Genomic DNA, 16,532 nt, shown 5'->3' with positions numbered 1-16,532 from the left:
GCCCCTATCGTGGCGGTAACAGGAACTGACAGGTCAGGACAGGGTCAATGGACCAACCCGATCGCGAGGCCGAGCTTAAATTCTTCTCTCAACCCGTGCGACAGATCACTATGATGATCATTGTCCTCGGGCTGGTCTCTTTCGGCTTTTACATCGCTTTGCCGCGCGTCGGTCCGGTGTTTCTCGCCAATCCCTATCTCAACGGCTTTATCGCCGTCGTGTTCATCATCGGCATTCTCGCCTGTTTCCTTCAGGTGGTGCAGCTTGTCGCGTCGGTCAACTGGATCGAACGGTTCACGGGGCAGCGCCCGAATGTGCCGGGCAAGGCCGCGCCGCGCCTCTTGGCCCCCTTGGCGGCCCTCCTGCGCGACCGCAATGCGCGGACCCAGATTTCGTCATCTTCGGCACGCTCCATTCTGGATTCGGTGGCCACGCGGATCGACGAAGCCCGCGACATCACGCGCTATATTGCCAACCTTCTGATTTTCCTTGGCCTTCTCGGGACGTTCTACGGGCTGGCCACTACGGTTCCGGCGCTGGTCGAAACCATCCGCTCCCTGTCTCCTTCAGAGGGTGAGGGGGCAAGTGATGTGCTGGGCCAGCTTATGAGCGGGCTGGAGAACCAGTTGGGCGGGATGGGCACGGCCTTTGCCTCCTCGCTTCTGGGTCTCGCGGGCTCGCTTGTCGTCGGTATGCTGGAACTTTTCGCCTCCCATGGGCAGAACCGCTTTTTCCGCGAGCTTGAAGAATGGCTTTCGACCATTACGCGCCTTGGCGTGGCGGGCGATGGCGACGGGGATGATCTGTCGGGGGCCGTGGCGGTGCTGGACCACATGGGTCGTCAGATGGACGAGCTTCAGGGGCTTTTCGCCCGTTCCGAGGCCGGACGTATGGAAACCGGTGCGCGGCTTGAGCGGCTTGCCTCCTCCATTGATACGATGGTCACGCGGGCGGATCGGGAAAACAACACGGTGCAGGTGTTGACCCGTGTGGCCGAGGGGCAGGAACGGCTTCTGGCCGCATTACAAGCGCGTGATCCGGCCGAGAGCGATGCGCTGGATGCGGAATCCCGTATGCGGCTGCGCTCCATTGACGTGCAGCTTTTGCGCATTCTCGAAGAACTCTCCGCCGGACGTCAGGAAAGTCTTGCCGAACTGCGGGCCGAGATTGCCGGTCTGACCCGAACGCTGCGCGACTTGGGTGCGCAGGACCAGCAGGGAGATTGACACATGGCCGTTCTGCGCCGTGCCTCCCATCGCATGTCCGGTTCTATCTGGCCGGGATTTGTGGATGCCATGACGGCGCTTTTGCTGGTGCTGATGTTCGTTCTGACGATCTTCATGGTCGTGCAATCCATGCTGCGTGACCAGATTTCGGGACAGGAACACGAGCTGGACGCGCTGAGTGCGGAGCTGAATGTTCTGGCCGATGCGCTGGGGCTGGAACAGCAAAAGAACCTCGGCCTCGAAACACAGATCGGTGCGCTCAATGCCACCCTGTCCGAGTTACGCGCCACGGCGGAAGCGCAGAGCGAGACCATCGCCGGTCTGGAGGCGGAGAATACCGCGCTCACCGGACGGATTGCTTCTTTTGAGCAACAGGTTGCCAGCCTGATCGCGGAGCGTGATGCCGCCTTGACCGAAGGGGCGCAACTGGCCGCACAGATCGACGATCTGGAAGCGGCCAAGGCGCAGTTGATCACCGAACAGGAAGCCGCCCAACTCGCGCTCGCCAAGGCGCGCGACGAGATTGACGCTGCTACAGAAGAGGCTCGACTGGCCGCCGCGCGGCGTGAGGCATTGGAGGCTTTGGTGACGCAGTTGCGCACGGAATCCGAAGACCGTCAGGCCGCCTTGGACGCCGCACAGGCCGAGCTTTCGCAGGCGGAGCAGGACCGGCTGGCTGATGCGGCGGCGTTGCAGGCGCTCAAGGAGCGTTTTGCCAATGCCGATGAGGAACTGACCGCGATGAGCCTCGCTCTGGAAGAGGCGCGCAAGGAGGCGGAAGAGACGCTGACGCTTCTGGCTGCGGCGCGCACCGCCCGCGACGAGATGCAGGCGCAACTGGATCAGGACATTTCGGAACGCGAGAAACAGGCCGCGCTTTTGGCGACGGCACAGGCGGCTCTGGCCGAGGAAGAGGCCAAGTCCGCCGAGGGCGAACGCAAGCTTGCTTTGTTGAACGCGCAGGTCGAACAGATGCGCAACCAGCTTTCGGCGCTGCAATCGACGCTGGATGTGCGCACGGCGCGGGATGCGGAAAATCAGGTGCAGATTGACAGTCTGACCCAGAGGCTGAACACCGCCTTGGCACAGGTCGCGGCCGAAGAACGGGCACGCGCGGCTCTGGAAGAGGCGGAGCGCAAGCGGCTGGAGGAAGAGGCCAAGACGCTTCAGAATTACCGGTCCGAATTTTTTGGCCGTATGCGTGAGATTCTCGGCAATCGTGAAGGTGTCCGGATCGTGGGCGACCGGTTTGTGTTCAGCTCCGAAGTGCTGTTCGAGCCCGCGTCTGCGGATCTCAATGATGAGGGCAAAGCGCAGATTGCGCGTGTGGCCGCGATCCTGTCGGAAGTGTCGTCAGAGATACCGCTGGAAATCGACTGGGTCATTCGCGTCGACGGGCACACGGATAAAACGCCATTGTCCGGCAGCGGCGCCTATCGCGACAACTGGGAACTGTCACAGGCGCGGGCGCTGTCTGTGGTGCGTTATATGTCCGAAGTGTTGGGCTTCGATCCGTCGCGGCTGGTTGCGGCGGGCTTCGGGGAATATCAACCGGTGGCAGAGGGCGACAGTCCCGAAGCACTGGCGCAGAACCGCCGGATTGAGTTGAAGCTGACGGAGAAATAGTTGTCCGTTGGAGCGTCAACGCGTGATCTGAAACCGTTCTTCGCGTTGGTCGATCAGCTTGTCATCGCGGATCATTTGCACTGTGGCGCTATAGCCGCCCACGGGCCATGAGCCGGGATTGCGTTTGCCCACGGCGCGAAACTGGCGCGCTTGGGTCTTGTCGAGGGTGCTGTCCTGACTGACCACCTCACCTTCCGGCCCGAAAATAGACAGGCGCAGGATGTCGCCCGCGCGTCCACCATAAGAGAACCCGTAGACGACAAGCGCAGGGCTGTCGGCTGTCAGAACCGTTGCCGCAGCGGTTCCGGCTTTGACGGCGTCATAGTCGGGCACTTCTGTCGCGATTCCGACGTCGATCAGCCCGCCGGCGTGATAGATCATGTCGCGGTTCCAAAGGGTGCCGCTGAGGATTGCTTCGGTGCCGCAGGCCACGGTGCCGGAGGGGTTGAACGGGTCCACGATCTTGCCATTGTGGCGCACCGAGAGATGCACATGCGGGAACTGGCTCATGCCGGACAGGCCGACCTGCCCGAGCACGGTTTTCGCGGAGACACGGTCGCCTTTCTTGACCGCGACAGAGCCTTTTCGCATGTGGCAATATTGCGTGACCCAGCCGTCGCCATGATCGACAACAACCCCGTTGCCGCATTCCTTGCCTGTCACATCCGGCGCGTCTTCGCTGCCATAGGGAATGTCTTCCATACCGTCGCGGGTGCCCAACACCGTGCCGGGCGCGGAGGCAAAGACATCGACCCCGCTCCAGAGGTCCGCCATCGCAGGCAGGGCGAAATCCGTGCCCTTGTGCCCGTCATAGGACAGGGTGCCACAGGTGAAATCCGCCGCACCGGGGCCGGGGTCCGTGTCGACATAGCTCTGGATATAACAGGTTTCACCCAAAATGCAGTCCAGCGGCGGTGACAATACAGGATCGCGCGCCAGCGCAGGTGTGGCCAAAAGCGCGGCGATCAGGGCGAGGTTTGGAAAGGTCTTGGTCATGTCATGCAAGCTGGCGGTGATAAAAAGCCCCGTCAAGATGACAGGGCTTTTTGCAGTGCTTTTCTTTTACTCGGCGGTGAGCAGAGGCGGCTTTTTCGAGCGCCCGATGCGCGGGGCATTCGGCTCTTCGATCCGCAGGTCGATCTCGCCATCCTTGACGCCGATTTTCACCACGCCGCCTTTTGCGAGCTTGCCAAAGAGCAACTCTTCCGCGAGCGGCTTTTTGATATATTCCTGAATGACACGACCCAGAGGACGTGCCCCCATCTTGTCGTCATAGCCCTTATCCGCGAGCCATTCGGCAGCAGGGCGGGTCAGTTCGATATGCACATTGCGGTCCATCAACTGGGCCTCAAGTTGCAGCACGAATTTCTCGACCACCTGCAGAATGACTTCTTTCGGCAGCGGGCCAAAGGAGACCACCGCATCCAGACGGTTGCGGAATTCGGGTGTAAAGGTGCGCTCGATCGCGGCGGTGTCTTCGCCTTCGCGACGGTCGCGGCCAAAGCCGATGGCCTCTTTCGCCTGTTCGGAAGCACCGGCGTTGGAGGTCATGATCAGGATCACGTTGCGGAAATCGACCGTGCGGCCGTTGTGATCCGTGAGCTTGCCGTTGTCCATCACCTGCAACAGGATGTTGTAGACATCGGGGTGCGCCTTTTCCATCTCGTCGAGCAGAAGCACACAATGTGGATGCTGGTCCACGCCATCGGTCAGAAGGCCGCCCTGGTCAAAGCCGACATAGCCCGGAGGCGCGCCGATCAGACGGGAGACCGCGTGTTTCTCCATATATTCCGACATGTCAAAGCGCAAAAGCTCCACACCCAGCGAGTCGGCAAGTTGTTTGGCCACTTCGGTTTTGCCGACGCCGGTCGGACCCGCGAAGAGGTAGTTGCCGATGGGTTTTTCCGGTTCGCGCAGACCCGCACGCGCCAGTTTGATGGCGGAGCTGAGCGTTTCGATGGCCTTGTCCTGACCAAAGACCACGCGTTTGAGCGTGCTTTCGAGATCCTTGAGCACTTCCGCATCGTCCTTGGAGACGTTTTTCGGCGGGATGCGGGCGATTTTCGCCACGACCGCTTCGATATCCTTCGGAGAGATCGTTTTGCGACGTTTGCTTTCGGCCACAAGATGCTGCGCTGCGCCGGCCTCGTCGATCACGTCGATGGCCTTGTCCGGCAGTTTGCGGTCATGGATGTAGCGCGCGGACAGTTCCACAGCGGTTTTGATCGCATCTGCCGTGTAGCGAATGTCGTGATGCTCTTCGAAATAGGGTTTGAGACCCTGAAGGATTTTCACGGCATCATCAACCGAAGGCTCGCTCACGTCGATTTTCTGGAACCGACGTGACAGGGCACGGTCTTTTTCGAAATGCTGGCGGAATTCCTTGTAGGTGGTGGAGCCCATGCAACGCAGCTTGCCGCCCTGAAGCGCGGGTTTGAGCAGGTTGGAGGCATCCATCGCCCCGCCAGAGGTCGCGCCCGCACCGATCACGGTGTGAATCTCGTCGATGAACAAGACGGCATCAGGATGCTCTTCGAGTTCCTTGACCACGGCTTTCAGGCGTTCTTCGAAATCGCCACGATAGCGGGTGCCGGCCAGAAGCGCGCCCATGTCCAGCGAATAGATCGTGGATTTGGACAGCACGTCCGGCGTTTCGCCGTCGACGATTTTCTTGGCGAGACCTTCGGCAATCGCGGTTTTGCCCACGCCGGGATCGCCCACCAGAAGCGGGTTGTTCTTGCGGCGGCGGCAGAGCACCTGAATGCAGCGTTCAACCTCATGGGCGCGACCGATCAGCGGATCAACATCCCCTTCGGCGGCCTTTTTGTTCAGATCGACACAGTATTTGGCCAGCGCGGATTCCTTGTCCTCGCCAGAGGACTGGGCTTGTTGCGTCTGGGCTTCGTCCTGATGCTCATCCGAACCGGTGATCGGACGCTGTTCGCCAAAAGCGGGATCTTTGGCCACGCCATGCGCAATGAAATTCACTGCGTCATAGCGGGTCATATCCTGTTCTTGCAGGAAGTAGGCGGCATTGGATTCGCGTTCGGCAAAGATCGCAACCAGAACATTGGCACCGGTGACCTCGGTCCGGCCGGACGACTGGACATGGATTGCGGCGCGCTGGATCACGCGCTGGAACGAGGCGGTAGGCACGGCCTCGGACCCTTCGACATCGGTGACGAGCGTCGAAAGATCGTCCTCGATATAGTCCAGAAGGGTTTTTCGCAATTCCTCAAGCTCGACATTGCAGGCCTGCATCACGCGGGCCGCGTCGGGCTCGTCGATCAGGGCCAGCAAAAGGTGTTCCAAGGTTGCAAGTTCATGGCGACGGGCATTCGCCAGCGCCAAAGCTGCATGAATGGCTTGCTCAAGGGTGTTCGAAAATGACGGCACGTTGTGGGTGCTCCTTCGCATTCGGGGTCTCTTAAGGGGGCGCATTTAGGGCCCGGCCCCCTTACCGTGGCCTCATACTCTTAAAGTTCGATTGAAACGCGCGCGCTTCAAGGAAAAAAGTCGTTAACAGTGGTAAATTTTTGTGATGCGCCAAGTTTTGTGCGGTTCGGGCAGCAAATTTTCCACTTTTGTCCTCTTTCATGTAAGTTGACTTGACAGGAAAACAAGGGCGTTCCTGCGGGGTCAGAACGAGTCCTTGCGGGCGCGGATTTCCGCGAAAACCTCCACATCAGAGGCATCGGCCATACCCAGAGCCTCTTTCACCTCGGGCAGATTCGCACGCAGGAACGGGTTGGTTGCGCGCTCCACGGAGAGCAGGGAAGGGACCGTGGGTTCGTCATTCTGCCGCGCGATTTCAATGGCCTGTGCTCTGGCTTGAAGTGCTGTGTTCTCCGGCTCGATGGTGCGGGCAAAGCGGGCGTTCGAGGCGGTGTATTCATGGCCGGAATAGATCACCGTGTCGTCGGGCAGCGCGGCAAATCGCGAGAGGGTCTCCCACATCTGTTCCGGTGTGCCCTCGAACAGGCGGCCACAGCCCAGAGCCATCAGGCTGTCGGCGGTAAACAGGGCTTTGCTTGAGGGGATGTAATAAGCGATGTGCCCCACCGTGTGACCATCTGCGGCCAGCACGTCGACCTCGTGGCCCGCAAAGGTAAAGCTCTGCCCCGGTTCTACCACGCGTGTCAGTGGCGGCAGGCGGTGCTGGTCGGCCTTGGCACCTGTGACTGTTGCGCCCGTGGCCTCGACAAGTCCCGCCGTGCCCTCCACATGATCCCAGTGGTGATGGGTGAGCCAGATTTCATCCAGCGTCCAGCCCCTTTCGGTAAGCGCATCAAGAATTGGCGCAGGGTCCGCGGCATCGACCACGGCGGTGTGCCCGCTGGCCGGATTATGGACAAGAAAATCGTAATTGTCGGTCAGGGCGGCAATGGTGACGATCTCTAGCATGGCGTTCTCCCGTCTCTTGCGTCTATGCTGACTCTACCATTTGGGGAAGGCCCGCGGATTGCAATGCATCTTGATGTCGTTGAGCTGAGAAATTTCTATTATCGGACCGGATTGGGACGCGCGGCACAGCGTGCGATCCGTGAACAGGTCGTGAGCTACTGGCCGGATGCGCGGCGACAGACCGTGGCGGGGTTCGGCTTTTCCGTGCCGCTGTTGCGTCCGTTTCTGGCCGATGCGCGGCGTGTGATTGCCTTGATGCCAGATCAACAAGGGGTGATGCATTGGCCTGCGGGGATGCCGAATGTCTCTGCGCTCTGTCCAGAAACGCGCTGGCCGGTCCAGACGGGGTTTGTCGACAAGCTGCTGGTGATGCACGGGCTTGAAACCTCTGACGCGCCGGACGCGCTTTTGGAGGAATGTTGGCGGGCGCTCGGACCGGGGGGTAAGGCCATGTTTATCGTGCCGAACCGTGGCGGGCTTTGGTCGCGTTCGGACAGCACGCCATTCGGCTATGGCCGTCCTTACAGTTTGGGGCAACTCGAATCGCAACTCCGCCGTGCGCGGTTCGTGCCGGAGCGCCACGCCGCCGTGTTGTTCCAGCCTCCCTCGCACAAGCGCCATTGGCTGCGCTGGGGGCCGGTCTGGGAGAAGATCGGGCGGCGTTTGTCCAGCGGGCTGGCCGGTGGTGTGCTGGTCGTCGAAGCTTCGAAACAGGTCTATGCGAAGACCGGTTCCGGCACGCCCGAGGCGGTGCGCCGCAAGGGTGGTGTGCTCGAAGGGCTGCGGCCCGCGCCAGAGGCGAAACCGGTCTAGCCATCGACCTGTGAGCCGGTGCAGTTGAGCGCGCAGCACCCTCTTAAAAACCCGCCTGAAAAATTCCGTCGCCACTTTACGCTACGTCAATTTTGACGAAAGCGGCGGGCTGGCCGGTTTTCGCCACCCCAAAGGTGCCTATTCGGTCATTTTCCGCCGAAGACCGCCATGTCCCAAGGGAAATATATTTGAGATTTCCCCCTCCAACTCTCTGAAATATTTCATCTATTTTCCGCTACGACCAATTCAATGGATAAGGAACCTGACTATGGGTCTTCAAAATAAAACACTTCCTTTTGCGGTTCTTCTGGCCTCTGTGCTCGCTGTTCCGGCCTTTGCACAGCAAAGTGCAGTCTTCACCAATGTTGATGCTGCGGATGATGCTGTCGACGATCTCGAAGATGATATCCAAGACGAATTTGCTGATGCGCGCGACTCGCGCAAATTCGGCAACGGAACCGGTGCTCGCGGCTGGTATGGCTCCGTCTCTGCGACAGCCAACGGCACAAGCGGGAACTCCGATACGGCAGATCTCGGCGTGGGTGCGCGTTTCGGCTATGGCGACGGCGTGAACGGCCATGATTTCATCCTGAGCTATAACTATAGCGAAGATGACGATGAATCGACCGCGAACTCTCTGGCGGCTGCCTATGACTACACACGCATGTTCAGCCGTGATTTCTACGGCTACGGCAAAATCCGCACCACATATGACGAGTTCAGCTCCTATGAAACCGACAGCTTTATCGGTCTGGGTGTCGGCTACCGCGTTGTGAACACGCATGATATGACCTGGTCGCTTCAGGCCGGTCCGGGCTGGCGCTATGCAGAAGTTGCTGACGAAACTCTCGCCGATGACATCGACGAAGTCGCAGGCAGCTTTGCCTCCAAATTCTACTACGAATTGGGCAATGGCATGTTCCTGACCAACGACACGGACATCATCACGTCCGATGCCGATACGTCCGTGACCAATGACCTCGGTTTCAACGTGTCGATTTCGGGGCCGCTGGCAATGCGCACCTCGCTTCTGACCGAATACCATTCCGATCCGCTTGATGGGTATAAAAAGACAGACAACACCCTCGGTGTGTCTCTGGTTTATTCCTTCAAGTAATCCGAGGTTACATCGGGCAGTTTGAATATCAGACACGACAGGCAGAGCGGGAGTCTTCGGGCTCCCGTTCTTTTGCGTTGCGCCTCATGGACGGGGGAATCACACGGTTTCGTGAGCCGAAACCGTTTCGGCGGCGCAATTTTTTTGCGTCCACATAAACGCACGCGAGGCGAAGATCGGCTAAAGCCCTGAAAAAACTGCAATGAGAGTTTGCTCTGTTGGCGCTAAAGTGGCGTAACGAGGTTGCGACGAGGCCGAGGCTCTGCTACATCCACGCTGATTTTGCTGCCTGCGCGGCTCGCGCGCGGGTCAAACAATCTGCTCTGTCTCCGAATAGGGCCCCGAACGGGGTGCTCGGGGGAGGGCCCTAAGACATCGGAAGGGTGGACGTGTCCGAACCAGCTTCGATCTCCAGCGGCATCGCCGCACGCTACGCAACGGCCGTTTTCGAACTGGCCAAGGAAAGCAATGCCATCAAGGCGCTTGAAGGGGACGTGGCGACGCTGTCGGCAGCGCTCTCCGAAAGCGATGATCTCAAGGCGCTCATCACTTCGCCGGTTTATACCCGTGAAGAAATGGGAGCCGCGATTGCGGCCATCGCCAAAAAGGCCGGATTGACGGACTTCACGTCCAGCACTCTGGCGCTGATGGCGCAGAACCGCCGACTTTTCGCCCTGCCGCAACTTTTGGCCGGTCTGAGCACTCTGCTCGCCGAGGAACGGGGTGAAGTGACTGCCGAGGTTGTCTCCGCGAAAGCGCTGACCAAGACCCAGGCCACCAAACTTGCCAAGACCCTCTCCGAGAAATTTGGCAAAGACGTGAACATCAATGCGACCGTGGATGAAGCACTCATCGGCGGTCTTGTCGTTAAGGTGGGCTCGAAGATGATCGACACCTCGATCGCTTCCAAGCTCAACTCCCTCCAGAATGCAATGAAAGAGGTCGGATAATGGGAATCCAGGCAGCTGAAATTTCTGCGATCCTAAAGGAGCAGATTAAAAACTTCGGTCAGGAAGCCGAAGTTGCTGAAGTGGGCCGCGTGCTCTCCGTCGGTGACGGTATTGCGCGCGTGTATGGCCTCGATAACGTTCAGGCCGGTGAGATGGTTGAATTCCCCGGTGGTATCCGCGGGATGGCCCTCAACCTCGAAGCCGACAACGTCGGTGTCGTGATCTTCGGGTCCGACCGTGACATTAAAGAAGGCGACACCGTCAAGCGCACCAAGTCCATCGTGGACGTGCCCGCTGGCGAAGGTCTTCTGGGACGTGTTGTGGACGGTCTGGGCAACCCGCTCGACGGCAAGGGCGCGATTGAAGCTTCCGAGCGTCGCATCGCTGATGTGAAGGCTCCGGGCATCATCCCGCGTAAATCCGTGCACGAGCCGATGGCAACCGGCCTCAAATCCGTGGACGCCATGATCCCGATCGGTCGTGGCCAGCGTGAGCTGATCATCGGTGACCGTCAGACCGGTAAAACCGCTGTGGCGCTCGATGCGATCCTCAACCAGAAGTCCTACAACGATGCTGCTGGCGATGACGAGAGCAAGAAGCTCTACTGCATCTACGTAGCTGTTGGCCAGAAACGTTCCACCGTTGCGCAGCTTGTGAAAAAGCTCGAAGAAACCGGTGCGATCGAATATTCCATCGTTGTGGCCGCAACCGCGTCCGATCCGGCTCCGATGCAGTTCATGGCACCCTATGCCGCGACCGCAATGGCCGAATACTTCCGCGACAACGGCAAACACGCGCTCATCATCTACGATGACCTGTCCAAACAGGCCGTGAGCTATCGCCAGATGTCCCTGCTTCTGCGTCGTCCGCCGGGGCGTGAAGCTTACCCGGGTGACGTGTTCTACCTCCACTCGCGCCTGCTGGAACGTTCTGCGAAGCTGAACGAAGACTTCGGTTCCGGTTCTTTGACGGCTCTGCCGATCATCGAAACCCAAGGTGGCGACGTGTCCGCGTTTATTCCGACCAACGTGATCTCCATCACTGACGGTCAGATCTTCCTTGAAACCGAGCTGTTCTATCAGGGTATCCGCCCGGCTGTGAACACCGGTCTGTCCGTGTCCCGTGTGGGCTCCTCGGCTCAGACGAAAGCCATGTCCTCTGTGGCTGGTCCGGTGAAGCTGTCGCTGGCTCAATACCGCGAGATGGCGGCATTTGCCCAGTTCGGCTCCGATCTTGATGCCTCCACCCAGCAGTTGCTGAACCGTGGTGCGCGTCTGACCGAGCTGATGAAGCAGCCGCAATACTCGCCGCTGACCAACGCCGAGATCGTTTGCGTTATCTTCGCCGGCACCAACGGCTATCTGGACAACATTCCGGTGACCGAAGTCGGCGCTTTCGAAGCCAAACTTCTCGACTTCCTGCGCAACCAGAAAGCTGATGTTCTTCAGTGGATCACCGATGAGGATCCGAAGATCAAAGGCGAGCCTGCTGACAAGCTCAAAGCGGTTCTGGACGAATTCGCCAAAACCTACGCTTAATCCTGAAGGACAGCTTTAATGCCCAACCTCAAGGATCTCAAAAACCGGATCGCCAGCGTGAAGTCCACGCGGAAGATCACGAAGGCCATGCAGATGGTGGCCGCCGCGAAACTGCGGCGGGCACAGGATGCGGCTGAGGCCTCGCGCCCCTATGCAGAGCGTTTCAACGCTGTGCTGGGTGCGCTGTCGGCTTCGGTAGGTGGCTCCGATACCGCGCCCCGGCTTCTCGCCGGGACCGGCAAAGACGATGTGCATCTGCTCGTTGTCATGACCTCTGAAAAGGGTCTGTGTGGTGGCTTCAACACCAATATTGTGAAGCTGGCAAAAGCCCGCATCGCTGAGCTTCAGGGCAAAGGCAAGACGGTGAAGATTCTCACCGTCGGCAAAAAAGGCCGTGAACAGCTCAAACGCGAATATGCGGATCTTTCTGTCGCCCATGTGGACCTCTCCGAGGTGAAGAAAATCGGTTACACAAATGCGCAAAGCATCGCAAAGGACCTTCTGGCCCGTTTCGATGACGGCGAATTTGACGTGGCGACGATCTTCTATGCCAAATTCCAAAACGTCGTGACCCAGATCCCGACCGCTCAACAGATCATCCCCGCCGCTTATGAAGCGGATGAGGATGCCGGTGGTGCGCTCTACGATTACGAGCCCTCCGAGGAGGCCATTCTGGCCGACCTTCTGCCGCGCGGTGTGGCAACACAGATCTTCTCGGCTCTTTTGGAAAATGGTGCCTCCGAGCAGGGTGCGCGGATGTCCGCTATGGACAACGCCACCCGTAACGCAGGCGACATGATCGACAAGCTGACGATTGAGTATAACCGCTCGCGTCAGGCCGTCATCACCAACGAGCTTATCGAAATCATCTCGGGCGCTGAAGCGCTCTAAGACCCGGAGTAAAGAAACATGGCACAGTCCAAAGGCAAGATCACGCAGGTGATTGGCGCCGTTGTCGACGTACAGTTCGACGGCGAGCTTCCCGCCATTCTCAACGCACTTGAAACCGACAACAACGGCAACCGTCTGGTTCTCGAAGTTGCTCAACACCTCGGCGAAAACTCGGTCCGCACCATCGCTATGGACGCGACCGAAGGTCTCGTGCGCGGTCAGGAAGTCTCCGACACCGGTGGCCCGATCACCATTCCGGTCGGCAACGCAACGCTTGGCCGTATCCTCAACGTGATCGGTGAGCCGGTTGACGAAAAAGGCCCCGTCAACGCCTCCGAGTCCCGCCCGATCCACGCGGAAGCTCCGGAATTCAACGAGCAGTCCACAGAGACCTCCATCCTCGTCACCGGCATCAAGGTGATCGACCTTCTCGCGCCTTACTCCAAAGGTGGTAAGATCGGTCTCTTCGGTGGTGCTGGTGTGGGTAAAACCGTTCTCATCATGGAACTCATCAACAACATCGCCAAAGTGCACTCCGGTTTCTCCGTGTTTGCCGGTGTGGGTGAGCGGACTCGTGAAGGGAACGACCTTTACCACGAGATGATCGAATCCAACGTTATTAAGCCCGACGCTCTTGAAGAGTCGCAAGTGGCACTGGTTTACGGTCAGATGAACGAGCCTCCGGGAGCCCGTATGCGTGTGGCTCTGACCGGTCTGACACTGGCCGAGCAATTCCGCGACCAGTCCGGCAGCGACGTTCTGTTCTTCGTGGACAACATCTTCCGCTTCACACAGGCCGGTTCCGAGGTGTCCGCACTTCTCGGCCGTATCCCCTCCGCTGTGGGTTACCAGCCGACGCTGGCCACCGACATGGGTGCGATGCAGGAGCGTATTACCTCCACCAAAAACGGCTCGATCACCTCGATCCAGGCTGTGTATGTGCCTGCGGATGACCTTACCGACCCCGCACCGGCAACGACCTTTGCCCACTTGGACGCGACGACGGTTCTTAACCGCGCCATCTCCGAGCTCGGCATCTATCCGGCCGTTGACCCGCTCGACTCCTCCTCGCGTATCCTTGATCCGCAGATCGTTGGTGAAGAGCACTATCAGGTCGCGCGTGATGTCCAGAACATCCTTCAGCGCTACAAATCGCTGCAAGACATCATCGCCATCCTCGGCATGGACGAACTTTCGGAAGAAGATAAGCTGACCGTGGCTCGCGCCCGTAAGATCCAGCGTTTCCTCTCCCAGCCGTTCGACGTGGCGAAAGTGTTCACCGGCTCCGACGGTGTGCAGGTTCCGCTCGAAGACACGATCTCGTCCTTCAAGGCGGTTGTGGCTGGCGAATACGACCACCTGCCGGAAGCAGCCTTCTACATGGTTGGCGGCATCGACGAAGTGCTTGCGAAAGCTGAGAAACTGGCTGCGGAAGCCGCCTAATCGAACCCAAAGCGTTCCGCGATGCGTGTCTTTGATGCGCATCACGGGACGCCCGCAACATAGAAACGGTGCACGGGTTTGCCCCATTTCTTGAGCGGGACCGTGGGCAACACCTTTTGAAGGAGGCCTCTCATGGCTAAAGTCCAATTTGATCTCGTCTCTCCCGAGCGCAAACTTGCGTCTCTTGAAGTGGAGCAGGTCCAGATCCCGGGTTCCGAAGGTCGTCTCACCGCGATGGCGGGCCATGAGCCCACAATCCTTACGCTGCGCCCCGGTCGTCTGATCGTCAGCAGCAGCGAAGGTGAGCAGGAGTACATCGTGACGGGCGGTTTTGCCGAACTGTCGCCTGAACATATCTCCGTGCTGGCCGAGGTTGCTTTGCCGCGTGGGGAGATGTCTCAGGAGATCGTCACAGACCTGATCGCGAAAGCACGTGCGGAACACGACAAGGCATCTCAGGAAGACCAAGCGGAAACGCATTCCTTCCTCGCCGATGTCATGCATATCGCCGAAGATCTCGGGTTCCACACCAATCTCTGATTGGTCTTGTGAAATGAATTTGGAAAGGCCCTGCGTTCGCGCGGGGCTTTTTCTTTGAAAGAGAGGGGAAACGACGTTGGACAAAGACTTTCAGGAGCGCGTGCAGGACTGGGTTCTTACCTGTTTCGGTGAGGAGGTCGCTTTGGATCGCACGGAGCGCAATCGCCGGTTTCTCGAAGAAGCCCTTGAGTTGGTGCAGTCGCTCGGCGCGTCAAAGGCCTTTGCCCATGATCTTGTCGATTATGTCTTTGCGCGTCCAAAGGGCGAGCCTGTCCAAGAGGTGGGCGGCGTGATGGTCACGCTGGCATCGCTTTGTGCAACGCAGGGCATCGATATGGTGGAAGCGGGCGAAGGCGAACTCTCGCGGATCGCGCATCCTGAAGTCATTGCAAAAATTCGCACCAAACACGCGGAAAAGCCGGAGTTCTAAAATACGCTTCCCTTTTGGCCCTGTTTCGGGGCAATCTCCGGCGGGGGCAAAAATTAAAAAAGACACATGGATAGAATAGATACGCATCAACTCGGGATCACGCAGGGATCTCTCGTTCTTTTTTCCGATTTTCAGGATGGTGGCGTGATGTGGACCGGCACCGGCCCACGAGAATTGCGTCGCGTTGTCGAATTTGACGAAAGCTTTCTCAAGCCGCCTGTGGTGCAGGTGAGCCTGTCGATGCTTGATATTGACCAATCAACCAATCACCGCGTGGATATTTCTGCCGAAATGGTGTCGGAGAGCGGCTTTGTGATCGTTTTCAAGACATGGGGCGATACGCGCATTGCTCGCGCCCGTGCCGATTGGACCGCTTTTGGCTCTGTGCGCCATGAGGATGATTGGGATCTCTACTAAACGGTTTGCTAAATAAAAAAGCGCAGGAGAATGTCCTGCGCTTTTGTCTGTTCGGGGTGGCCTGCGCTTACGGGTGGTAAACACCTTCGTAAAGCGGGACCAGCGTTTTGTCGTCGAACAAAGAGGACACCGAGGTGCCGTTCCATGTGTTGATGATTGCCTGAGCGAACAGGGGCGCGGTGGGCACGATGCGGATGTTCTTGCATTTTGCCACAGCGTCATTGGCTTCGATCGAGTCGGTGATGACCAGCGAGGAAAGCTTGGAATTGGTCACACGCTCGACAGCGGGACCGGAAAGCACGCCGTGGGAGATATAGGCGTGAACCTCGGCGGCACCGTGCTCCAGCAGCAATTCGGCGGCTTTGCAGAGCGTGCCGGCGGTGTCCACAAGGTCATCCACGATGATGCATTTCTTGCCTTCGACATTCCCGATGACGGTCATCTCCGCCACTTCGCCCGGTTTCTCGCGGCGTTTGTCCACAATGGAGAGGGGGGCGTCGATGCGTTTGGCCAGTTCACGCGCACGCGCCACACCGCCCACGTCGGGGGAGACCACCATGATGTCTTCGAGACCGTCTTTGAAATGGTGTTTGATATCGAGGGCGAACACGGGGGAGGCGTAGAGGTTGTCGACGGGGATGTCGAAGAAGCCCTGAATCTGTGTCGCGTGCAGATCAAGCGTCAAAACCCGTTCGATCCCTGCTTCGACCATCATGTTGGCGACGAGCTTGGCGGTGATCGGCGTGCGTGCCTTGGTGCGGCGATCCTGACGGGCGTAGCCGAAATAGGGCACCACGGCGGTGATGCGGCCCGCAGAGGAGCGGCGCAGCGCATCGGTGATGATCAGCAATTCCATGAGATTGTCATTGGCCGGATTCGAGGTCGGCTGAACCACGAACATATCTTCGCCGCGCACGTTTTCGTACACTTCGACGAAAATCTCGCCATCGTTGAACCGCTCGACGCGGGCGTCGCAGAGGTCAATCGACATACCGCGGTGCATCGACAGGCGACGCGCAACGGCGTTCGCGAGGGTGCGGTTGGCGTTGCCAGAAATAATTTTGGGCTCGTGAGTCATGGGCATAGCAGCTTTCCCGGGGTGTTTTCGGCCAAACCGTCACGGAATCGTGACGTTGA

The 16,532-nt window shown here is 58.9% G+C and carries 15 protein-coding genes; 11 read left to right on the top strand and 4 right to left on the bottom strand.

Going from position 1 to position 16,532, the window contains the following annotated elements; all coding sequences use genetic code 11:
- Positions 1 to 47: 47 nt before the first annotated feature.
- Both KO492_RS10925 and KO492_RS10920 read left to right on the top strand, forming a co-directional pair.
- Positions 48 to 1,226, top strand: a complete 1,179-nt coding sequence (locus tag KO492_RS10925; RefSeq protein ID WP_066607165.1) for a biopolymer transporter ExbB — start codon at positions 48 to 50, stop codon at positions 1,224 to 1,226.
- A gap of 3 nt (positions 1,227 to 1,229) precedes the next feature.
- Complete coding sequence (locus KO492_RS10920) at positions 1,230 to 2,852, top strand: peptidoglycan -binding protein (RefSeq protein WP_216044982.1); 1,623 nt, start codon at positions 1,230 to 1,232, stop codon at positions 2,850 to 2,852.
- Positions 2,853 to 2,867: 15 nt separating this feature from the next.
- Here the strand turns inward: KO492_RS10920 and KO492_RS10915 are convergent, their stop codons facing one another.
- The 3 genes from KO492_RS10915 to gloB form a co-directional block, all read right to left on the bottom strand.
- Positions 2,868 to 3,848: a M23 family metallopeptidase gene (locus tag KO492_RS10915; RefSeq protein WP_216044981.1), complete on the bottom strand. Its 981-nt coding sequence runs from the start codon at positions 3,846 to 3,848 to the stop codon at positions 2,868 to 2,870.
- 66 nt (positions 3,849 to 3,914) lie between these two features.
- Complete coding sequence (gene clpA / locus KO492_RS10910) at positions 3,915 to 6,248, bottom strand: ATP-dependent Clp protease ATP-binding subunit ClpA (protein WP_216045022.1); 2,334 nt, start codon at positions 6,246 to 6,248, stop codon at positions 3,915 to 3,917.
- Between the two features lie 243 nt (positions 6,249 to 6,491).
- A complete protein-coding gene (gene gloB, locus KO492_RS10905) occupies positions 6,492 to 7,256 on the bottom strand; it encodes a hydroxyacylglutathione hydrolase (RefSeq protein ID WP_216044980.1) in 765 nt (254 codons plus the stop codon).
- A 63-nt stretch (positions 7,257 to 7,319) separates the two neighbouring features.
- Between gloB and KO492_RS10900 the strand changes: the two genes are divergently transcribed.
- The 9 genes from KO492_RS10900 to KO492_RS10860 all read left to right on the top strand — a co-directional run bounded on the left by KO492_RS10900 (position 7,320) and on the right by KO492_RS10860 (position 15,395).
- Positions 7,320 to 8,069, top strand: coding sequence for a hypothetical protein (locus tag KO492_RS10900; protein WP_216044979.1), 750 nt, complete (start codon positions 7,320 to 7,322; stop codon positions 8,067 to 8,069).
- Positions 8,070 to 8,337: 268 nt separating this feature from the next.
- Positions 8,338 to 9,186 carry a DUF481 domain-containing protein gene (locus KO492_RS10895; RefSeq protein ID WP_216044978.1) on the top strand — a complete coding sequence of 283 codons (849 nt, stop codon included), beginning with the start codon at positions 8,338 to 8,340 and terminating at the stop codon, positions 9,184 to 9,186.
- 389 nt (positions 9,187 to 9,575) lie between these two features.
- Complete coding sequence (locus tag KO492_RS10890) at positions 9,576 to 10,136, top strand: F0F1 ATP synthase subunit delta (RefSeq protein WP_216044977.1); 561 nt, start codon at positions 9,576 to 9,578, stop codon at positions 10,134 to 10,136.
- Positions 10,136 to 11,674, top strand: coding sequence for a F0F1 ATP synthase subunit alpha (atpA, locus tag KO492_RS10885; protein ID WP_216044976.1), 1,539 nt, complete (start codon positions 10,136 to 10,138; stop codon positions 11,672 to 11,674). Before KO492_RS10890 ends, atpA begins: the two co-directional genes overlap by 1 nt.
- A gap of 18 nt (positions 11,675 to 11,692) precedes the next feature.
- Positions 11,693 to 12,565, top strand: coding sequence for a F0F1 ATP synthase subunit gamma (locus tag KO492_RS10880; RefSeq protein ID WP_216044975.1), 873 nt, complete (start codon positions 11,693 to 11,695; stop codon positions 12,563 to 12,565).
- Positions 12,566 to 12,583: 18 nt separating this feature from the next.
- A complete protein-coding gene (gene atpD / locus KO492_RS10875; RefSeq protein WP_066607195.1) occupies positions 12,584 to 14,008 on the top strand; it encodes a F0F1 ATP synthase subunit beta in 1,425 nt (474 codons plus the stop codon).
- A 132-nt stretch (positions 14,009 to 14,140) separates the two neighbouring features.
- Complete coding sequence (atpC, locus tag KO492_RS10870) at positions 14,141 to 14,548, top strand: ATP synthase F1 subunit epsilon (protein WP_066607197.1); 408 nt, start codon at positions 14,141 to 14,143, stop codon at positions 14,546 to 14,548.
- 76 nt (positions 14,549 to 14,624) lie between these two features.
- Positions 14,625 to 14,978, top strand: coding sequence for a hypothetical protein (locus KO492_RS10865; protein ID WP_216044974.1), 354 nt, complete (start codon positions 14,625 to 14,627; stop codon positions 14,976 to 14,978).
- 66 nt (positions 14,979 to 15,044) lie between these two features.
- A complete protein-coding gene (locus KO492_RS10860) occupies positions 15,045 to 15,395 on the top strand; it encodes an H-type lectin domain-containing protein (protein WP_066607209.1) in 351 nt (116 codons plus the stop codon).
- Between the two features lie 67 nt (positions 15,396 to 15,462).
- On the opposite strand, the gene KO492_RS10855 is transcribed toward KO492_RS10860, so the two are convergent.
- Positions 15,463 to 16,479, bottom strand: a complete 1,017-nt coding sequence (locus tag KO492_RS10855; RefSeq protein ID WP_216044973.1) for a ribose-phosphate pyrophosphokinase — start codon at positions 16,477 to 16,479, stop codon at positions 15,463 to 15,465.
- Positions 16,480 to 16,532: the final 53 nt, after the last annotated feature.

The sequence above is a fragment of the Celeribacter halophilus genome, assembly GCF_018860305.1.
GTDB lineage: Bacteria > Pseudomonadota > Alphaproteobacteria > Rhodobacterales > Rhodobacteraceae > Celeribacter > Celeribacter halophilus_A.
This window is presented reverse-complemented; position numbering and strand designations above follow the sequence as displayed.